19 protein-coding genes are annotated in these 16,034 nt (G+C 71.4%); 10 read left to right on the top strand and 9 right to left on the bottom strand.

Features of this window, described 5'->3' with window-relative positions; genetic code table 11:
- Positions 1-44: 44 nt before the first annotated feature.
- Complete coding sequence (locus ACYQ8Q_RS30655; RefSeq protein ID WP_460069384.1) at positions 45-809, bottom strand: class I SAM-dependent methyltransferase; 765 nt, start codon at positions 807-809, stop codon at positions 45-47.
- Positions 810-908: 99 nt separating this feature from the next.
- Here ACYQ8Q_RS30655 and ACYQ8Q_RS30650 point away from each other — a divergent pair, with 99 nt between their 5' ends.
- Entirely contained in the window at positions 909-1,538 is a 630-nt protein-coding gene (locus ACYQ8Q_RS30650; RefSeq protein WP_460069382.1) for a CGNR zinc finger domain-containing protein, read from the top strand.
- On the opposite strand, the gene sodX is transcribed toward ACYQ8Q_RS30650, so the two are convergent.
- Positions 1,442-1,876 carry a nickel-type superoxide dismutase maturation protease gene (sodX, locus tag ACYQ8Q_RS30645; protein ID WP_460073561.1) on the bottom strand — a complete coding sequence of 145 codons (435 nt, stop codon included), beginning with the start codon at positions 1,874-1,876 and terminating at the stop codon, positions 1,442-1,444. The two genes, ACYQ8Q_RS30650 and sodX, sit on opposite strands and share 97 nt — an antisense overlap.
- A gap of 145 nt (positions 1,877-2,021) precedes the next feature.
- Here sodX and sodN point away from each other — a divergent pair, with 145 nt between their 5' ends.
- The 3 genes from sodN (at position 2,022) to ACYQ8Q_RS30630 (ending at position 3,825) form a co-directional block, all read left to right on the top strand.
- A complete protein-coding gene (sodN, locus tag ACYQ8Q_RS30640) occupies positions 2,022-2,417 on the top strand; it encodes a superoxide dismutase, Ni (RefSeq protein WP_055634112.1) in 396 nt (131 codons plus the stop codon).
- Positions 2,418-2,655: 238 nt separating this feature from the next.
- Positions 2,656-3,006 (top strand): cupin domain-containing protein, encoded by a 351-nt coding sequence (locus ACYQ8Q_RS30635; protein ID WP_460069380.1) that lies wholly within the window; start codon positions 2,656-2,658, stop codon positions 3,004-3,006.
- Between the two features lie 48 nt (positions 3,007-3,054).
- A complete protein-coding gene (locus tag ACYQ8Q_RS30630) occupies positions 3,055-3,825 on the top strand; it encodes a VOC family protein (protein WP_460069379.1) in 771 nt (256 codons plus the stop codon).
- A 1-nt stretch (position 3,826) separates the two neighbouring features.
- On the opposite strand, the gene ACYQ8Q_RS30625 is transcribed toward ACYQ8Q_RS30630, so the two are convergent.
- The 4 genes from ACYQ8Q_RS30625 to ACYQ8Q_RS30610 form a co-directional block, all read right to left on the bottom strand.
- On the bottom strand, positions 3,827-4,165 hold the full coding sequence (locus tag ACYQ8Q_RS30625) for a DUF952 domain-containing protein (RefSeq protein WP_460069377.1): 339 nt from the start codon (positions 4,163-4,165) through the stop codon (positions 3,827-3,829).
- Between the two features lie 9 nt (positions 4,166-4,174).
- On the bottom strand, positions 4,175-4,378 hold the full coding sequence (locus tag ACYQ8Q_RS30620; protein WP_460069375.1) for a hypothetical protein: 204 nt from the start codon (positions 4,376-4,378) through the stop codon (positions 4,175-4,177).
- Positions 4,379-4,622: 244 nt separating this feature from the next.
- On the bottom strand, positions 4,623-5,696 hold the full coding sequence (locus ACYQ8Q_RS30615; RefSeq protein ID WP_460073560.1) for a family 2 encapsulin nanocompartment cargo protein polyprenyl transferase: 1,074 nt from the start codon (positions 5,694-5,696) through the stop codon (positions 4,623-4,625).
- Positions 5,697-5,740: 44 nt separating this feature from the next.
- Positions 5,741-7,147, bottom strand: coding sequence for a family 2B encapsulin nanocompartment shell protein (locus ACYQ8Q_RS30610; protein WP_460069373.1), 1,407 nt, complete (start codon positions 7,145-7,147; stop codon positions 5,741-5,743).
- A gap of 173 nt (positions 7,148-7,320) precedes the next feature.
- On the opposite strand from ACYQ8Q_RS30610, the gene ACYQ8Q_RS30605 reads away from it, so the two are divergent.
- The gene (locus tag ACYQ8Q_RS30605) at positions 7,321-8,205 is read left to right on the top strand and encodes a 1-aminocyclopropane-1-carboxylate deaminase/D-cysteine desulfhydrase (RefSeq protein ID WP_460069371.1); all 885 of its coding nucleotides are present in this window, start codon (positions 7,321-7,323) and stop codon (positions 8,203-8,205) included.
- A gap of 3 nt (positions 8,206-8,208) precedes the next feature.
- Here ACYQ8Q_RS30605 and ACYQ8Q_RS30600 read toward each other — a convergent pair whose 3' ends face one another.
- Positions 8,209-9,804 carry a Na+/H+ antiporter gene (locus ACYQ8Q_RS30600; RefSeq protein ID WP_460069368.1) on the bottom strand — a complete coding sequence of 532 codons (1,596 nt, stop codon included), beginning with the start codon at positions 9,802-9,804 and terminating at the stop codon, positions 8,209-8,211.
- Positions 9,805-9,863: 59 nt separating this feature from the next.
- On the opposite strand from ACYQ8Q_RS30600, the gene ACYQ8Q_RS30595 reads away from it, so the two are divergent.
- The 3 genes from ACYQ8Q_RS30595 (at position 9,864) to ACYQ8Q_RS30585 (ending at position 11,933) form a co-directional block, all read left to right on the top strand.
- Positions 9,864-10,124 carry a UBP-type zinc finger domain-containing protein gene (locus ACYQ8Q_RS30595; RefSeq protein WP_055634103.1) on the top strand — a complete coding sequence of 87 codons (261 nt, stop codon included), beginning with the start codon at positions 9,864-9,866 and terminating at the stop codon, positions 10,122-10,124.
- Between the two features lie 268 nt (positions 10,125-10,392).
- Positions 10,393-10,806, top strand: coding sequence for an ATP-binding protein (locus tag ACYQ8Q_RS30590; RefSeq protein WP_004925829.1), 414 nt, complete (start codon positions 10,393-10,395; stop codon positions 10,804-10,806).
- Positions 10,803-11,933 (top strand): RNA polymerase sigma factor SigF, encoded by a 1,131-nt coding sequence (locus ACYQ8Q_RS30585; protein WP_460069366.1) that lies wholly within the window; start codon positions 10,803-10,805, stop codon positions 11,931-11,933. Before ACYQ8Q_RS30590 ends, ACYQ8Q_RS30585 begins: the two co-directional genes overlap by 4 nt.
- Before the next feature lie 21 nt (positions 11,934-11,954).
- On the opposite strand, the gene ACYQ8Q_RS30580 is transcribed toward ACYQ8Q_RS30585, so the two are convergent.
- Complete coding sequence (locus tag ACYQ8Q_RS30580) at positions 11,955-12,410, bottom strand: hypothetical protein (RefSeq protein WP_460069364.1); 456 nt, start codon at positions 12,408-12,410, stop codon at positions 11,955-11,957.
- Positions 12,411-12,536: 126 nt separating this feature from the next.
- Here ACYQ8Q_RS30580 and ACYQ8Q_RS30575 point away from each other — a divergent pair, with 126 nt between their 5' ends.
- Both ACYQ8Q_RS30575 and ACYQ8Q_RS30570 read left to right on the top strand, forming a co-directional pair.
- Entirely contained in the window at positions 12,537-13,505 is a 969-nt protein-coding gene (locus ACYQ8Q_RS30575) for a diacylglycerol/lipid kinase family protein (protein ID WP_460069362.1), read from the top strand.
- Positions 13,506-13,826: 321 nt separating this feature from the next.
- Positions 13,827-14,084 (top strand): WhiB family transcriptional regulator, encoded by a 258-nt coding sequence (locus tag ACYQ8Q_RS30570; RefSeq protein WP_010353616.1) that lies wholly within the window; start codon positions 13,827-13,829, stop codon positions 14,082-14,084.
- A 206-nt stretch (positions 14,085-14,290) separates the two neighbouring features.
- Here ACYQ8Q_RS30570 and ACYQ8Q_RS30565 read toward each other — a convergent pair whose 3' ends face one another.
- Positions 14,291-15,757, bottom strand: a complete 1,467-nt coding sequence (locus ACYQ8Q_RS30565) for a sensor histidine kinase (protein WP_460073559.1) — start codon at positions 15,755-15,757, stop codon at positions 14,291-14,293.
- Positions 15,758-16,034: the final 277 nt, after the last annotated feature.

The raw sequence follows: 16,034 nt of genomic DNA, 5'->3' as shown, positions 1-16,034 counted from the left end.
AAAGGGGCGGTACGGAGACTCCGTACCGCCCCTTCGCCGTGCTGTCACTTCAACGCGAGCAACAGGGTGTCGGCGGGCGAGCACCACACCGGCCGGGCCTCGCCGAAGCCCGCCTCGCGGAGGGTGCGCGCGTGCCACGCCGCCGAGGGCATGTCCCCGTCCGCGTGCTCGCCGTAGATCTCGAAACGGCGGGCGGTGGGCCCGGCCAGGACCGGGTCACGGCCGGCCAGCTGCCACCACTCGGCCCAGTCGAGGGCGCCGCCGTCCTTGGCCTGTTCCCTGCGCGCGTGCCGCAGCGCGCGCTCCGCCGCGTTGATCCGGGGCGTCGTGTCGTCGATCATGTGGTCCGCGTTCATGAAGACACCGCCGTCGCGGACGAGGTCCGCGATCCGACCGTAGAGGGCCGCGAGGGGTTCGCTGTGCAGCCAGTGCAGGGCCGTGGCCGTCAGGACGGCGTCGTACGTGCCGTACGGCAGCCGGGACGGCCACTGCGGGTCCCTGAGGTCGGCGGTCACGAGCGTGACCCGGTCGTCCCCCGCGAAGGTGCCCTCGGCGATGGCGAGGAGCGCCGGGTCGAGGTCGACGCCGGTGCTGGTGGCGCCGGGCAGACGGGCCAGCAGCCGGGCGGTGATGGTGCCGGTGCCGCAGGCGAGGTCGAGGACCCGGGGCTCCGGCCCCAGCAGTGCCTCCACCATGTCGAGCATCACCCGGAACCGGTCCTCCCGGTCCGGCATGTACCACTCCTGCTGCCGGTCCCAGCTCTCCTGCCAGGCCGCCCAGTCGGTCGTTCCGGTACCCGTGGTGGTCATGGAAGCCCCCTCGTCACCCGTCGCGTAATACCCTGAAAGCACGATCAGCCGTTACCCGGCCGCCCTCACGACCATAAAGCCCCTCCGTAAGGACTACAAGTGGAACTGGCCTATTACTCGGACTACGCCGTACGCCTCGTCAACAGCGAGGAACCGGCCCGGGGCAAGGACGCGCTGACCTCGGTCGAGGCCGTCCGCGATCTCTTCGGCGGCAACCAGTCGGCCGCCCGCCGCGCCACCGACGCGGACGTCACCCGCTTCCGCTCGGTCCGGGCCCGGCTGCGCGCGGTGTTCGAGGCGGCCGACCACGGCGACGAGACCCTCGCCGTGGACCTGTTGAACTCACTGCTGCTGGAGTTCCCGGTGAGCCCGCAGATCTCCGGCCACGACCACCGCGACGACGACGGCCGCCCGCTGTGGCACATGCACCTCGCCGACCACCCCTCGAACGCGACCGCGGGCTACGCCGCCATCGCCGCGATGGGCCTGGCCTTCCATCTCACCGAGTACGGCGTCGACCGGCTCGGCCTGTGCGAGGCCGCCCCCTGCCGCAACGCCTACCTCGACACCTCCACCAACCGCTCCCGCCGCTACTGCTCCGACCGCTGCGCGACCCGGGCCAACGTGGCCGCCTACCGCGCCCGCAAACGCCTGGAGGCCGACCGCACCGCCGGCACCGGCCTCGCCGCCGACAGCGCCCAGCGCACCACGGCCAGCGGCGAGCGCTGATCCGGCTTGCGCGGCCGGTAGCGCAGCCGCACCTTGCCCAGGATCAGCTCGTCGGGCACGGTCCCGTAGTCGGTGCTGTCCCCGCCGGCGTACGCGTTGTCCCCGAGCACCCACCACCCCCCGTCCCGCCGCTCGACGGCCCGCTTGACCACCAGCAGGTCCTGCTGGAAGGGGTGCCGCAGTACGACGACGTCACCGGCCCGCACCCGTGCCCCGTACTGCACCACCAGCTGATCCCCGTGGTACAGCGTGGGCACCATGGACGGCCCGGTCACCTCTGCCAGCCCGAAGGGCGCCACGGCCCTCCCCCGCTCGGTCTCCTGCGACAGTTCCGGCATCCCCGGCACCTCCCCGGTCCGTTCCTCCACCAGTCTCAGTCTGACCCCGGACTTTTGTCCTAAGCCCATGGGGGCACTCGCGAAAACCCGTCTTGCAGGGAGTAATGTCCCACCTGAGAAGACGATCACGAGGAAGGAATGCTCCATGCTTTCCCGCCTGTTTGCCCCCAAGGTCAAGGTCAGCGCGCACTGCGACCTGCCCTGCGGTGTGTACGACCCGGCCCAGGCCCGCATCGAGGCGGAGTCGGTGAAGGCCGTGCAGGAGAAGATGGCCGCCAACGACGACCCGCACTTCCAGGCGCGCGCCACCGTCATCAAGGAGCAGCGTGCCGAGCTCGCGAAGCACCACGTCTCCGTGCTGTGGAGCGACTACTTCAAGCCCCCGCACTTCGAGAAGTACCCCCAGCTGCACGTGCTGGTCAACGACACCCTGAAGGCCCTGTCGGCCGCGAAGGCGTCGACGGACCCGAAGACCGGCGAGAAGGCTCTCGAGCTGATCGCCGAGATCGACAAGATCTTCTGGGAGACCAAGAAGGCCTGATCGCCGGTCACCTTCTTTTTTTCCCACGCACCCGCACCCGGCCCGCAGGCCGCCGAACACGGCGTCCACGGCGGTCCGGGTGCGGTGCTGTTCGTGTGGGTGCCGTCCGACGAGGTTAGGCTGCCATCGAGGGGTGGCCAGCCACAGGTGACGGGTGGAGTCGGTCATGAACATGCGGCGAGACCAGGTCCGGGTCGTGACTCCCGAGGACAGGGAGCCGGGGCCGCGGACTCCGGGAATGGACAGACAGCAGGCGTTCGCCACCGAGGGAACCTGGTCGGGGTTCGTGCGTACCGAGGCCGGCACGGTCTCCGGGTGGCACCATCACGGCGGGTGCGAGTCGGTCATCTACGTCCTCACCGGCGCCATCAGGGTGGAGTTCGGCCCGGCCGGATCCGAGGCGGTGGTGGCCGGGCCGGGCGACTTCGTGTACGTCCCGAAGGACGTGGTGCACCGGGAGAGCAACCCCTCGGCCGAGCCCGCGGACATCGTCGTCGTACGGTCCGGGACCGGGCAGTCCCTCTTCAATGTCGACGGCCCGGAGCCGGGCGGGCGTCATGGAGACCTTGGCCGAGGTGTGGTCGGCTGAGCTTCCACTGCCGTACGGGATCGATCCGGGCGCCTCTACGATCGCCCCATGAGCCCCCGCACCCCTGTCCCGGTCCGCTGGACGTACGCCTTCGTCGACCGGCCCGCCGAACGGTTCCGTACGGCGTGCGCGTTCTGGACCGCCGTCACGGACACCACGCTGTCCGCACTGCGCGGCGGGCGGGAGGAGTTCGGCACCCTGCTGCCGGGCGGCGGCGCCGACGCCTGTGTGAAGATCCAGGCCGTCGCGGACGGGGACGGCGGCGCGCATCTCGACTTCGCGGTGGAGGACGTGCCCGGGTTCACCCGCGCGGCGGCGGACCTGGGGGCGCGGACGGTCGCCGCGCACGACGGGTGGACGGTCCTGAGCTCCCCCGCCGGGCAGTTGTTCTGCGCGGTGCCCTGGCAGGGGGAGGCCGTGCGGCCGCCCGTCGTCGGAGGCAGCCGGCTGGACCAGGTGAGCGTCGACGTCCCGCCGTCGGCGTACGACGCCGAAGTCGCGTTCTGGAGCGGGCTGCTGCCGGGCTGGTCGGCCCGGCCGGGGTCGCTGCCGGAGTTCCATGTGGTCGCGCCCCCGCCGGGGCTGCCGGTGCGGATCCTGCTGCAGCGGCTGGGCGAGGAACGGCCCGTCTCCGCCCATCTGGACCTGGCCTGCGGCTTGGGCATCGACGCCGTGCGCGCCCGGCACGAGCGGCTCGGGGCGTCGCTCGTCGCCCCCGCCCCGCACTGGACGGTGATGCGCGACCCGGCGGGCGCCCTGTACTGCCTGACGGGCCGTGACCCGCGGACGGGCGGACTGCCGGTTCCGCCGTCCGGCTGAGTCAGCCGTTCCAGGGCTCCACGTCCACCACGGCGTCCACCGGGATCGGCCCGTACACGTGCGGGAACTCCTCACCCCCGGGTTCCGGGGCCTCGTACCTGAGCGGGGCGTCCAGCCGGGCCGGGTCCACCACCAGGACCACCAGGTCGTCGGGGCCGTCGTAGGCGCCGTAGAGGAAGGCGGCGACCTTGGGGAGCTGAGTGCGGGTGGAGCAGTGGATGAACCCCTCCTCCGCGAGGGTGCGGCCCCGGGTGGACCAGGTGTAGGCGCCCTGGTCGCGGGCCGCCGCCCAGAGCGCGCGTTCGGTGATGTGGAGGATGTGCGGAAGGGGTTCGGTCATGGGGGCACGCTAGCCGGTCGGCTCGGGGCGGGCCTCCGGCTTTTCCTCGTGCGCCCCCGCGGGGACGCCCTCCTCGGCGTACGCCGCGCACTCGGGGTTGTGGCACGGTCCCGGCACCCAGCGCGGGACCCATGCCCCCAGGGTCTTGTAGCGCTGGACGACGGACTGTACGGGCTGCCCGCAGACGGGACAGACCCGCTGTTCTCTGTCCATGCCCTCAGCGTAGGGCGGGTGCGCCCTCAGCGCTCCCTTGTGTACGTCCGTACGAATGTACGTCCGCACGACGACGCCGTTGCCGTGGACGACGGTGTCGAACCGCTTGTTCTCCAGGCGCGGGACCGATCGCTGGTCACCGCGCTCATGCGGGGCATGACCGGCCGGCCGCATCGCCGTGAGAACACCGACGGGCCCCGCACGCCGTGGGGAGGTGCGGGACCCGCCGGGGCCAGGTGGTGTTTCAGGTGCTGCGTCTGGTCACGAACTCGGCCAGCGACAGCAGGCCGCCCGCGGACTCCGGGTCCGGGATCGCGCGGGCCAGTTCGTCCATCGCCCGGGACATCCGGTCGGCCGCCTGGTCCTGCGCCCAGGCCCGGCCCCCGGCCCGCTCCACCGCCAGTGCCGTGCGGTCGAGGTCGCCCGGGTCCTCCGGCACGGGCGGCCGGGCGTACAGCTCGGCCAGTTCCCCGGCGGCCGGGGTGCCGGAGGCCAGGGCGGCGACCACCGGCAGGGACTTCTTGCGGGCGGCGAGGTCGGCGCCCGCGGGCTTCCCGGTGTGCCCGGGGTCGCCCCATATGCCGATGACGTCGTCGATGAGCTGGAAGGCCAGTCCGGCCTCACGGCCGAACGCGTCCAGCGCGTCGACCTCCTCCGGCGCCGCCCCCGCGTACAACGCGCCCACCGCGCAGGCGCAGCCGATCAGCGCACCCGTCTTGGCCTCGGCCATGACGAGCACCTCGTCCAGGGTGACCTCGGCGGGGGGCCGCCTCTCCAGGGCCGTGTCGGTCCCCTGGCCCTCGCAGAGCTCCACCACACAGGCCGCGAGCCGGGCCACCGCCGCCGCGGACGCCGGGTGCGGGTCCCCGGCGAGCATGCCGAGGGCCTGCGCCTGGAGGGCGTCCCCGGCGAGGATCGCGTCGGCGTCGCCGAACACGGTCCAGGCGGTGGGGCGGTGCCGGCGGGTGGTGTCCCGGTCCATCACGTCGTCGTGCAACAGCGTGAAGTTGTGGACCAGTTCGACCGCCGCGGCGGCCCGGACCGCCGCCGCCCGGGCCGCCGGACCGCCCAGCGCGCCGGCCGCCGCGAGGACCAGCGCGGGCCGGATCGCCTTGCCCGCGTTCCCCGCGGCCGGGGTGCCGTCGGCCTGCTCCCAGCCGAAGTGGTAGCGGGCGACCCGGCGCATCTGGCGGGGTAACGAATCGACGGCGGCGCGCAGTTCGGGGTCGACCGCCGCCCGGGCACGCTCCAGGATCACGGTCGCCTCCTGCCCGTCGGACGCCGCCGGGCCGGTCCGGCTCTCCCCCTGGCTCCCGATGGGCCTCCGCCTCTCCCGCGTCCCGTACGGCCTGGTGGCGGAGGTCACCGCCAGCGGCCGATCTCGACGTTCTCCAGGACGCCCAGCGCGTCCGGCACCAACACCGCCGCCGAGTAGTAGGCCGTCACCAGGTAGTTGATGATCGACTGCTCGTTGATGCCCATGAACCGCACGGACAGGCTCGGCTCGATCTCGTCCGGGATCCCGGACTGGCGCAGACCGATGACGCCCTGGTCCTGCTCGCCCAGACGCATCGCGATGATCGAGCTGGTACGGGCCTCGGTGACCGGGATCTTGTTGCACGGATAGATCGGCACCCCGCGCCAGGTGGGGATCCGGTTGCCGCCCATGTCGATCGTCTCGGGCACCAGTCCGCGCTTGTTGAGCTCCCGGCCGATCGCAGAGATCGCGCGCGGGTGGGCGAGCAGCATCTTGGTGCCGCGGCGCCTGCTCAGCAGCTCGTCCAGGTCGTCCGGGCTCGGCACGCCGTCGTGCGGCTGGAGCCGCTGGTCGTACTCGCAGTTGTGGAGCAGACCGAACTCCCGGTTGTTGACGAGCTCGTGCTCCTGGCGCTCCTTGATCGCCTCGACCGTGAGCCGCAACTGCTGCTCGGTCTGGTTCATGGGCTGGTTGTAGAGGTCGGCCACGCGCGTGTGGATGCGCAGGACGGTCTGCGCGATGCTCAGTTCGTACTCGCGCGGGCGGGCGTCGTAGTCCACGAACGTGTGCGGGATGTCCGGCTCACCGGCGTGGCCCGCGGCCAGGTCGACGGCCTTCTCGCCGTACCTGTTGGTGCGCTGCTCGGGAATGGCGCGCAGCTGGTGCAGGTGCGCGCGCAGGGAGTCGGAGCGCTCCGCGACCTGCTCGACGTCCTGGCGGGCCAGGATCAGCACCGTGCACGCGGTGTCGGCGCGGGCGGTGTACTCCCAGATCGCGTCGGCGTCGAGCAGCGCCTGGTCGCCGAAGTAGGCGCCGTCGGCGAGGACGCCGAGCACCTGGTCGTCGCCGTAGGGGCCGGTGCCAACCTTCTCGACGCGGCCGTGCGCCAGCAGATAGACCTCGTCGGACTGGTTGCCGAAGGAGGCGATGACCTCGCCGGGGCCGAACTCCCGCTGCCGGCAGCGCTGGGCCAGCTCCGCCAGCACCTCGTCGTCCTTGTAGTCGCGCAGCGCCGGCAGTTCGCCCAGCTCGGCCGGGATCACCTCGACGCGGTCGCCGGTCTTGACGAACGTGATGCGGCCGTCCCCGACCGCGTACGTCAGCCGCCTGTTGACCCGGTACGTGCCGCCCTGTACGTCCACCCAGGGCAGGGTCCGCAGCAGCCAGCGGGAGCTGATCTCCTGCATCTGCGGTGCGGACTTGGTCGTGGTGGCCAGGTTCCGCGCGGCCGCGGTGCCGAGACTCTGCTGCGGCTTGCCCGAGTCCGTGCGGACCTCTTCGCCTACCGACATGGAGAAATGCCCTCCCGAATCACGCACGGGCGCCGAACTGCGCCGGTGCACTGGTACGCGGACAAGCCTTCCATCACGGTGTGTGGTCGTGGTATTACACGAAAGAGCGGGAATGGATCATCGGGGAGCTGGGCAGAGGGACGTTTCGGCGAACGGTGTTCGACAATGTGCGGATGACCGACCTGCGCCCCGTCCTGCCCTCCCCGCTCCAAGAGGTGGCCGACGACCGGTTCGCCCGGCACGGGGTGCGGCTGCTGCTGAAGCGGGACGACCTGATCCATGCGGAGCTGATCGGCAACAAGTGGCGCAAGCTCGTGCCCAATCTGGCGGCGGCGGCCGGGCGGACGGTGCTCACCTTCGGCGGCGCCTGGTCCAACCATCTGCGCGCCACCGCCGCGGCCGGGCGGCTCCACGGGCTGCGCACGGTCGGCGTGGTGCGCGGTGACGAGCTGGCCGGCCGGCCGCTGAACCCCTCCCTGGCCCGGTGCGCCGCCGACGGCATGCGGCTGCACTTCGTGGACCGCGCTACGTATCGCCGCAAGACCGATCCGGAGACCCTCACGGCCGTGCTGCGGGCGGCCGGGGCCGAGGACGCGTACGTCGTCCCCGAGGGCGGCAGCAACGCGCTCGCGGTCGGCGGCTGCCGGGCGCTCGGCGAGGAGCTGCGGGGGCGGGCCGACGTGGTCGCGGTGGCCTGTGGGACCGGTGGCACGCTCGCGGGGCTGGCCGCCGGACTCGGCCCCGGGCAACGGGCCCTGGGCGTTCCGGTTCTCAAGGGCGGTTTCCTGGAGGACGAGATACAGGCCTTGCAGGAGAAGGCGTTCGGGGGCCGGCGGGGCGACTGGCGGCTCGACGACCGGTTCCACTTCGGCGGCTACGCGCGCGTCACCCCCGGGCTGGAGGCCTTCGCCGAGGACTTCGCCCGTCGGCACGCCGTCCCGGTCGAACGTCTCTATGTCGCCAAGTTGCTCTACGGACTTGTCGCTCTCGCGGAGGAGGGCGCGTTCCCGCGCGGGACGACGGTGGCGGCGGTCGTCACCGGGCGGCCCTTTCCGTAGGGCTCAGCCCGCCTCGCGGTACGCCGCCGCCTCCTCCAGGTCCAGTCGGCGCAGCAGGGTGCGGAGCATCTCGTCGTCGATGTAGCGGCCGTCGCGCAGCCGGACGAACATCGTGCGCTCGGCGCTGATCATCTCGCGGGAGAGCCGGCGGTAGGTGTCGTCGACGGTCTCGCCGGTGACCGGGTTGACCTGGCCGAGGCGCTCCCAGACGGCGTTGCGGCGGCGTTCCAGGACGTCGCGGAGCCGGTTGGCGAGGGGCGGGGGCAGGGCGTTGCGCTCGTCGGCCAGCAGCGCGTCGAGGCGCTCCTCGGCGACCCGGGAGGCCTGCGCCTGGGCGTTGGCCTCGGCGAGGGTGGCGGCCTGGGCGTCGGGAGTGGGGAACTTCAGCATGCGGATCAGCGGCGGCAGGGTCAGGCCCTGCACGACCAGGGTGCCGATGACCGTGGTGAACGTCAGGAAGAGGATCAGGTTGCGGTGCGGGAAGGGCTCGCCGTGCTCGACGGTGAGCGGGATGGAGAAGGCGATCGCCAGCGAGACCACGCCCCGCATGCCGGCCCAGCCGATGACGAAGGGCCCCCGCCAGGTGGGGTTCTCCTCGCGCGCGCGGATGCGTGCCGAGAGGGCCCGCGGCAGGAAGGTCGCCGGGTAGACCCACAGGAAGCGGGCCGCGACGACCACCAGGAAGAGGGCGACGGCGTACCAGGCGGCGTCCAGACCCTCGTACGAACCGAGGCCCCTGAGGACCACCGGCAGCTGGAGGCCGATCAGCGCGAAGACCGCCGACTCCAGGACGAAGGCAACCATCTTCCACACGGCCTCCTCCTGGAGGCGGGTGGCGAAGTCGACCTCCCACGCGCGGTGGCCGAGGTAGAGCGCGACGACGACCACGGCGAGGACGCCGGAGGCGTGGAACTGTTCGGCGGAGGCATAGGCGACGAACGGGATGAGCAGGGAGAGCGTGTTCTGCAGGAGGGGCTCCTTGAGGTGGGTGCGCAGCCAGTGCAGGGGGGCCATGAGGATCAGGCCCGCGGCGACCCCGCCGACCGCCGCGACCAGGAACTCCTCGATGCCGCCCGCCCAGGACGCGCCCTCGCCGACCACGACGGCGAGGGCCACCTTGTAGGCGGTGATGGCGGTGGCGTCGTTCAGCAGGGACTCGCCCTGGAGGATCGTGGTGATCCTCGACGGCAGACCGACCCGGCGGGCCACCGCCGTGGCCGCGACGGCGTCCGGCGGCGCCACCACCGCGCCCAGCACCAGCGCGGCGGTCAGCGGCAGCCCGGGCACGAGCAGATAGGCGGCCCAGCCGACGGCGACCGTCGCGAACAGCACGTATCCGACCGAGAGCAGGGCCACCGGCCGCAGCTGGGCGCGCAGGTCGAGGTAGGAGCTGTCGGTGGCCGAGGTGTACAGCAGCGGGGGCAGCAGCAGGGGCAGGACGACGTCCGGGTCCAGGGTGTAGTCCGGGACTCCGGGTACGTACGACACCACCAGGCCGGCGGCGACCAGCAGCAGCGGCGCCGGCACCGGGGTGCGCCGGGCCGCCGCCGCGATCGCCGCGCTGCCCGCCACCAGCAACAGCAGTGGCATCACGTCCATGTCTCGCCCGCCTCGTTTTTCCGCGCGGTCCTCCGCGCGACCGTCGTAATCTGGCAATCATGAAACAGTGCACGCACGCCGAAGCGCTGCCCGACCCGGAACCCGTCCCGCTCGGTGAGACGTGTCCGGAGTGTCTGCGGGACGGCACCCACCCGGTGCAGTTGCGGCTGTGCCTGACGTGCGGCCACGTCGGCTGCTGCGACTCCTCGCCCAGCCGGCACGCCTCCGGGCATCACGACGAGACCGGGCATCCCGTGATGCGGACCTTCGAGCCCGGGGAGAACTGGCGCTGGTGCTTCGTCGATCATGTCCTCGTATGAGCGTCGGAGAGACGGCCCCGGCGTCCGGCGGGTACGGTTCGACCATCTGACGCCTGGGTACGTCAACCCGGCGCGCCCTCTTCCCTTTTGGGCCCGCAGACCCCTAGACACGGAGCGTGTTCACAGCTTTACTGTGAGTGACGCCAGGGGGTTGGGGTCCCGGGACAGGACACGTGAGAGCGCGATAGCGTCACCGCTGCACCACCCACGCGTTACCCCGGGGGGCGACCCTCGGCCCCGAAAAGCTTGTACCACCTTGGAGGTGAGGGTGTCCCAGATCGCAGGCGAGCCCGCGACCCAGGACTTCGTGGAAGTCCGGCTGCCGGCTGCGGGTGCCTACCTGTCGGTGCTGCGGACGGCCACGGCCGGTCTCGCGGCCCGTTTGGACTTCACCCTGGACGAGATCGAGGACCTGCGCATCGCGGTGGACGAGGCCTGCGCGATCCTGCTCCAGCAGGCCGTGCCGGGCTCGGTGCTCAGCTGTGTGTTCCGGCTCGTCGACGACTCGCTCGAGGTCACCGTCTCGGCACCGACCACCGACGGCCACGCCCCCTCGCGGGACACCTTCGCCTGGACCGTGCTGTCCGCCCTCGCGGGGAAGGTCTCCTCCGCCGTCGACGAGGACAAAACCGTTTCGATCAGCCTCTACAAACAGCGCGGCGCGGGACCCGGTCCGGCGTGAGGAACGGGGACGGGCCGGTGCGGGACGAGGAGCGCGGCACACGGGAGCTGCCGGCCGAGAACGATTCAGTCTCTCCGGGCGGTTCCCGACGCATGACCGCAGACGGTATCGACGGTGTCGACGGCATTCCCGAGCAGGCCAGGCCGCATCCGGAGGACGACACCGGACGCGGGGACCTGGATGCCGCGCAGGGCTCGCCCCGCAAGGGGCGGATCGGGGGCTCCCCCGGCCGGGCTGAGGACAGGGCTCGACAGAGGGCGACGGGCGGGACGATGAGCGAGCACGAGCGAGACGACGAACAGGGCGTGCCGGGCACGCAGCACGAACCCCGTGCCCAGCACGAACCCCGGAACCAGCACCAGCCGAGGGAGCAGGGCGACCGCAGCGGGGCACGGGCGATGTTCGTCGAGCTGCGCGGACTGCAGGACGGCAGTCCGGAGTACGCGGAGCTGCGCAACCAGCTGGTCCGGATGCATCTGCCGCTCGTGGAGCATCTGGCGCGGCGTTTCCGCAACCGTGGCGAGCCGCTCGACGACCTCACCCAGGTCGCCACCATCGGCCTGATCAAGTCGGTCGACCGTTTCGACCCGGACCGCGGCGTGGAGTTCTCGACGTACGCGACCCCGACGGTCGTCGGCGAGATCAAGCGGCACTTCCGCGACAAGGGCTGGGCGGTGCGCGTCCCGCGCAGGCTCCAGGAGCTGCGGCTCGCGCTCACCACGGCGACCGCGGAGCTCTCGCAGCAGCACGGCCGCTCCCCCACGGTCCATGAGCTGGCCGAGAAGCTGGCCATCTCGGAGGAGGAGGTCCTGGAGGGCCTGGAGTCCGCGAACGCGTACTCCACGCTGTCGCTGGACGTCCCCGACACCGACGACGAGTCCCCGGCGGTCGCCGACACGCTCGGCGCGGAGGACGAGGCGCTGGAGGGCGTCGAGTACCGGGAGTCGCTCAAGCCGCTGCTGGAGGATCTCCCGCCCCGGGAGAAGCGGATCCTTCTCCTCCGCTTCTTCGGGAACATGACCCAGTCGCAGATCGCGCAGGAGGTCGGCATCTCGCAGATGCACGTCTCCCGGCTGCTGGCGCGCACCCTGGCGCAGCTGCGGGAGAAGCTGCTGGTGGAGGAGTAGCCCCGGCCCGCTCCCCGAGGGCTACTCGCCCTGTGCCCTGCCGGGCCCCCGGATCCCGAGGGCCCGGGTGGTCTCCGCGTTGACGAGCAGGACCAGCGCCGCCACGGCGACGACCGCGAGGGCGATGCCCGCCGGGATCGCCATGCTGTCGGCCTGGAGCAGGTTGTAGGCCACCGGCAGCGCCATGATCTGGGTGATGACGGCGGGCCCCCGGCTCCAGCCGCGGCGGCCGAGCAGCCCGCGCGCGGCGATCAGCGGCAGCAGCGCGAGCACCATCAGGGTCAGCCCCCCGGTGACGGCCTGCCCCTGGTCGTCCGGGGCGCCGGTGATGCCGAGGACCAGGATCCACACCCCGCCGACGAGGAGCGCCAGCCCTTCCAGAGCGGCCAGCGCGGCGGCGTACGTCAGCCGGCGGGGGCGCGGTCCGGTGGCGTCCGGGGCGGTCTCGGGGGCGAGGGGAGTCTGCTCACTGCTCACCCCTGAAGGGTAGCCCGGCCCTCTGCCGCGCCCCCGGAGACCCGTGTCGAGGCTCACGCCCGATCTCTTACCGCTTCCCTACCTCGGCCTGTGCCCGGGTACCACCCAGTAGGTACGCTGCACCCCATGCGTGCACTCCTCGTGGTCAATCCGGCAGCAACCACTACCAGTGCACGGACGCGTGACGTTCTCATCCACGCGCTCGCCAGCGAGATGAAGCTGGAAGTGGTCACCACCGAGTACCGCGGACATGCGCGCGACCTGGGCCGGCAGGCGGCGGAGAGCGGGAACACCGATCTGGTGGTGGCGCTCGGCGGTGACGGCACGGTCAACGAGGTGGTCAACGGTCTGCTGCACGGTGGCCCGGACCCGGAGCGGCTGCCCGGCCTCGCGGTGGTCCCCGGCGGTTCCACCAATGTCTTCGCCCGCGCCCTGGGCCTGCCCAACGATCCGGTGGAGGCCACCGGTGCCCTGCTGGACGCCCTGCGCGAGGAGCGCGAGCGCACGGTCGGTCTGGGGATCGCCGCGGGCACGCCGGGCACGGAGGACGAGGCGGTGCCCTCGCGCTGGTTCACCTTCAACGCCGGGCTCGGTTTCGACGCGGGGGTCGTCGGCCGGGTCGAGCAGCAGCGGGAGCGGGGCCGGAGGTCGACGCACGCCCTCTATCTGATGCAGGCCGTGCGGCAGCTCCTGGGCGAGCCGGACCGCCGGCGCGGATCGATCACCCTGGAGACGCCGGGCGCGGACCCGGTGACCGATTTGGTGCTGTCCATAGTCTGCAACACGGCTCCGTGGACCTATCTGGGCAATCGCCCGGTGTACGCGTCGCCTAAGGCCTCGTTCGATACCGGGCTCGACGTACTCGGTCTCAGTCGTCTGTCCACTGCCGCGGTTGCCCGGTATGGCACCCAGTTGCTCACTTCGTCCCCCGAGCGCGGCCCGCAGGGGAAGCATGCCCACTCATTCCATGACCTGGACCGGTTCACCTTGCATTCGAAGGTGCCTCTGCCCCTGCAGATGGACGGCGACCACCTCGGGCTGCGCACGAGCGTGACGTTCACAGGCGTACGCCGTGCACTGCGTGTGATTGTGTGAGCAGAAAGGGCTGAAGTCCTTTCACTCGAACGTTTAGGCCAGGATCCACCCCATGGAAGTACGGCTGTGATGTAGTCGACACCGAGGAATCAAAAAAAACTTTCCAGAAGGGGTTGTATCCGCCGCTGAGGTTTGCGAGTCTCTACGTGGCGATCGGGACGGCCCGCAACACCAGCCTCCACTGATCACCAGAACCCCTCTTCAACTCACAGGACCACGTCGACGCGAGTCGGCGGGTTGGCCCTTCACTTGTTGAGGGATTCGTGAAAGCGTTCACATTCACAAGCAACTTGCACGTAATACCAAGGAGAGGTAGCAGCCATGGACTGGCGTCACAACGCCGTTTGCCGCGAGGAAGACCCCGAGCTCTTCTTCCCCATCGGCAACACCGGTCCTGCGCTGCTGCAGATCGAGGAAGCCAAGGCCGTCTGCCGTCGCTGCCCCGTCATGGATCAGTGTCTGCAGTGGGCGCTCGAGTCCGGCCAGGACTCCGGCGTCTGGGGTGGTCTCAGCGAGGACGAGCGCCGTGCCATGAAGCGTCGCGCCGCCCGCAACCGGGCCCGTCAGGCCACCGCCTGACAACACCCGCCCCGCAAGCCTGAGCTTGGCGGCGCGTACAGCGAGTACGCTTCTCCCGCCCCCGAGCCGCAGCGCGCAGTACCCCCGATGCGCAGCTAATCGCTGGCAACGAGCATTCGAGCCCCGGACCCCTGAACGGTCCGGGGCTTCGTGCTGTGCCCGGCTGTTCTTACCCAGGGCTTACTTCGGGGCTTACTTCGGGGAGCTTACTTCTGCGCCCGTACCGGGAGGTCCAGGATCACCTGGGTGCCGCGGTCCGGGGCCGGGACCATGTCGAACGTCCCGCCCAACTCGCCCTCCACCAGCGTCCGTACGATCTGCAGGCCGAGGTTGCCGGAGGTGTGCGGGTCGAAGCCCTCGGGCAGGCCCACGCCGTCGTCCTGGACGGTGACCAGCAGGCGGGCCTCCTTCGCCGTGCCGCCGCGGACCGCCGAGACCTCGACCGTGCCGGTGTCGCCCTCGCGGAAGCCGTGTTCCAGGGCGTTCTGGAGGATCTCGGTGAGGACCATGGACAGCGGGGTGGCGACCTCCGCGTCCAGGATGCCGAAGCGTCCGCTGCGCCGGCCCGTGACCTTGCCCGGGGAGATCTCCGCGACCATCGCCAGCACCCGGTCGGCGATCTCGTCGAACTCCACCCGCTCGTCCAGGTTCTGAGACAGCGTCTCATGCACGATCGCGATCGAGCCGACCCGGCGCACGGCCTCCTCCAGTGCCTCCCGGCCGCGCTCGGACTCGATCCGTCGGGCCTGGAGCCGCAGCAGCGCGGCGACCGTCTGGAGGTTGTTCTTCACCCGGTGGTGGATCTCCCGGATGGTGGCGTCCTTGGTGATCAACTCGCGTTCGCGGCGACGGAGTTCGGTGACGTCCCGGAGGAGCACGAGCGAACCGATGCGGGTGCCCTTGGGCTTGAGCGGGATCGTACGGAACTGGATGACGCCGTCGTTGGCCTCGATCTCGAACTCGCGGGGCGCCCAGCCGCTGGCGACCTTGGCCAGGGCCTCGTCCACCGGGCCCCGGGTGGGGGCGAGTTCGGCGGTGGTCTGCCCGAGGTGGTGGCCGAGCAGGTCGGAGGCGAGGCCCATGCGGTGGTAGGCGGAGAGCGCGTTCGGGGAGGCGTACTGGACGATGCCGTCGCCGTCGACACGGATCAGGCCGTCGCCGACGCGCGGGGCGGCGTCCATGTCCATCTGCTGGCCCGCGAAGGGGAAGGAGCCGGCCGCGATCATCTGCGCCAGGTCGGAGGCGGACTGGAGGTAGGTCAGTTCCAGCCGGCTCGGGGTGCGCACGGTGAGCAGGTTGGTGTTGCGGGCGATGACGCCTAGGACGCGTCCCTCGCGCCGTACGGGGATGGACTCGACCCGTACGGGGACCTCTTCACGCCACTCGGGGTCGCCCTCGCGCACGATCCGGCCCTCGTCCAGGGCGGCGTCGAGGAGGGGGCGCCGGCCGCGCGGGACGAGGTGGCCGACCATGTCGTCCTGGTAGGAGGTGGGCCCGGTGTTGGGGCGCATCTGGGCCACGGAGACATAGCGGGTGCCGTCGCTGGTGGGCACCCACAGCACCAGGTCGGCGAAGGAGAGGTCGGAGAGCAGCTGCCACTCCGAGACCAGCAGGTGGAGCCACTCGAGGTCGGAGTCGTCGAGGGCGGTGTGCTGGCGTACGAGTTCGTTCATGGAGGGCACGTGTGCGAGCGTACCCGCGGGTCTGTCCCTGGCCTAAAAACGCCGATGCCGGAAAACATCGGTCCCGGACAACGCCGGTCCCCGGAAACACCCGCGGGCCGCGGCGCCTGGAGGGACCCTCAGCCCTCCCGGCACCGCAGCCCGGAGCAATATCGGCCGCGGGGTGTGCGGTCCCGTCGGCCGAAGGTGAGGAGCCGGGGCAGTCAGGGCAGAGAGCTCCGGACCCTCGGTCCGCCCTCCTGTGCGGGGAGAACGGAAGTCGATTCAT

Source organism: Streptomyces sp. YKOK-I1, assembly GCF_054660435.1.
The sequence above is the reverse complement of the archived record's forward strand: the minus strand, read 5'-3'. Positions and strand labels throughout refer to the sequence as shown.

Excerpts from the sequence above, each read along its gene's own strand:
- ACYQ8Q_RS30655 (WP_460069384.1), bottom strand. The coding sequence starts at position 809 with ATGACCACCACGGGTACCGGAACGACCGACTGGGCGGCCTGGCAGGAG.
- sodX (WP_460073561.1), bottom strand. The coding sequence starts at position 1,876 with ATGCCGGAACTGTCGCAGGAGACCGAGCGGGGGAGGGCCGTGGCGCCC.
- sodN (WP_055634112.1), top strand. The coding sequence starts at position 2,022 with ATGCTTTCCCGCCTGTTTGCCCCCAAGGTCAAGGTCAGCGCGCACTGC.
- ACYQ8Q_RS30635 (WP_460069380.1), top strand. The coding sequence starts at position 2,656 with ATGGACAGACAGCAGGCGTTCGCCACCGAGGGAACCTGGTCGGGGTTC.
- ACYQ8Q_RS30630 (WP_460069379.1), top strand. The coding sequence starts at position 3,055 with ATGAGCCCCCGCACCCCTGTCCCGGTCCGCTGGACGTACGCCTTCGTC.
- ACYQ8Q_RS30625 (WP_460069377.1), bottom strand. The coding sequence starts at position 4,165 with ATGACCGAACCCCTTCCGCACATCCTCCACATCACCGAACGCGCGCTC.
- ACYQ8Q_RS30620 (WP_460069375.1), bottom strand. The coding sequence starts at position 4,378 with ATGGACAGAGAACAGCGGGTCTGTCCCGTCTGCGGGCAGCCCGTACAG.
- ACYQ8Q_RS30610 (WP_460069373.1), bottom strand. The coding sequence starts at position 7,147 with ATGTCGGTAGGCGAAGAGGTCCGCACGGACTCGGGCAAGCCGCAGCAG.
- ACYQ8Q_RS30605 (WP_460069371.1), top strand. The coding sequence starts at position 7,321 with ATGACCGACCTGCGCCCCGTCCTGCCCTCCCCGCTCCAAGAGGTGGCC.
- ACYQ8Q_RS30600 (WP_460069368.1), bottom strand. The coding sequence starts at position 9,804 with ATGGACGTGATGCCACTGCTGTTGCTGGTGGCGGGCAGCGCGGCGATC.
- ACYQ8Q_RS30595 (WP_055634103.1), top strand. The coding sequence starts at position 9,864 with ATGAAACAGTGCACGCACGCCGAAGCGCTGCCCGACCCGGAACCCGTC.
- ACYQ8Q_RS30575 (WP_460069362.1), top strand. The coding sequence starts at position 12,537 with ATGCGTGCACTCCTCGTGGTCAATCCGGCAGCAACCACTACCAGTGCA.
- ACYQ8Q_RS30570 (WP_010353616.1), top strand. The coding sequence starts at position 13,827 with ATGGACTGGCGTCACAACGCCGTTTGCCGCGAGGAAGACCCCGAGCTC.
- ACYQ8Q_RS30565 (WP_460073559.1), bottom strand. The coding sequence starts at position 15,757 with ATGAACGAACTCGTACGCCAGCACACCGCCCTCGACGACTCCGACCTC.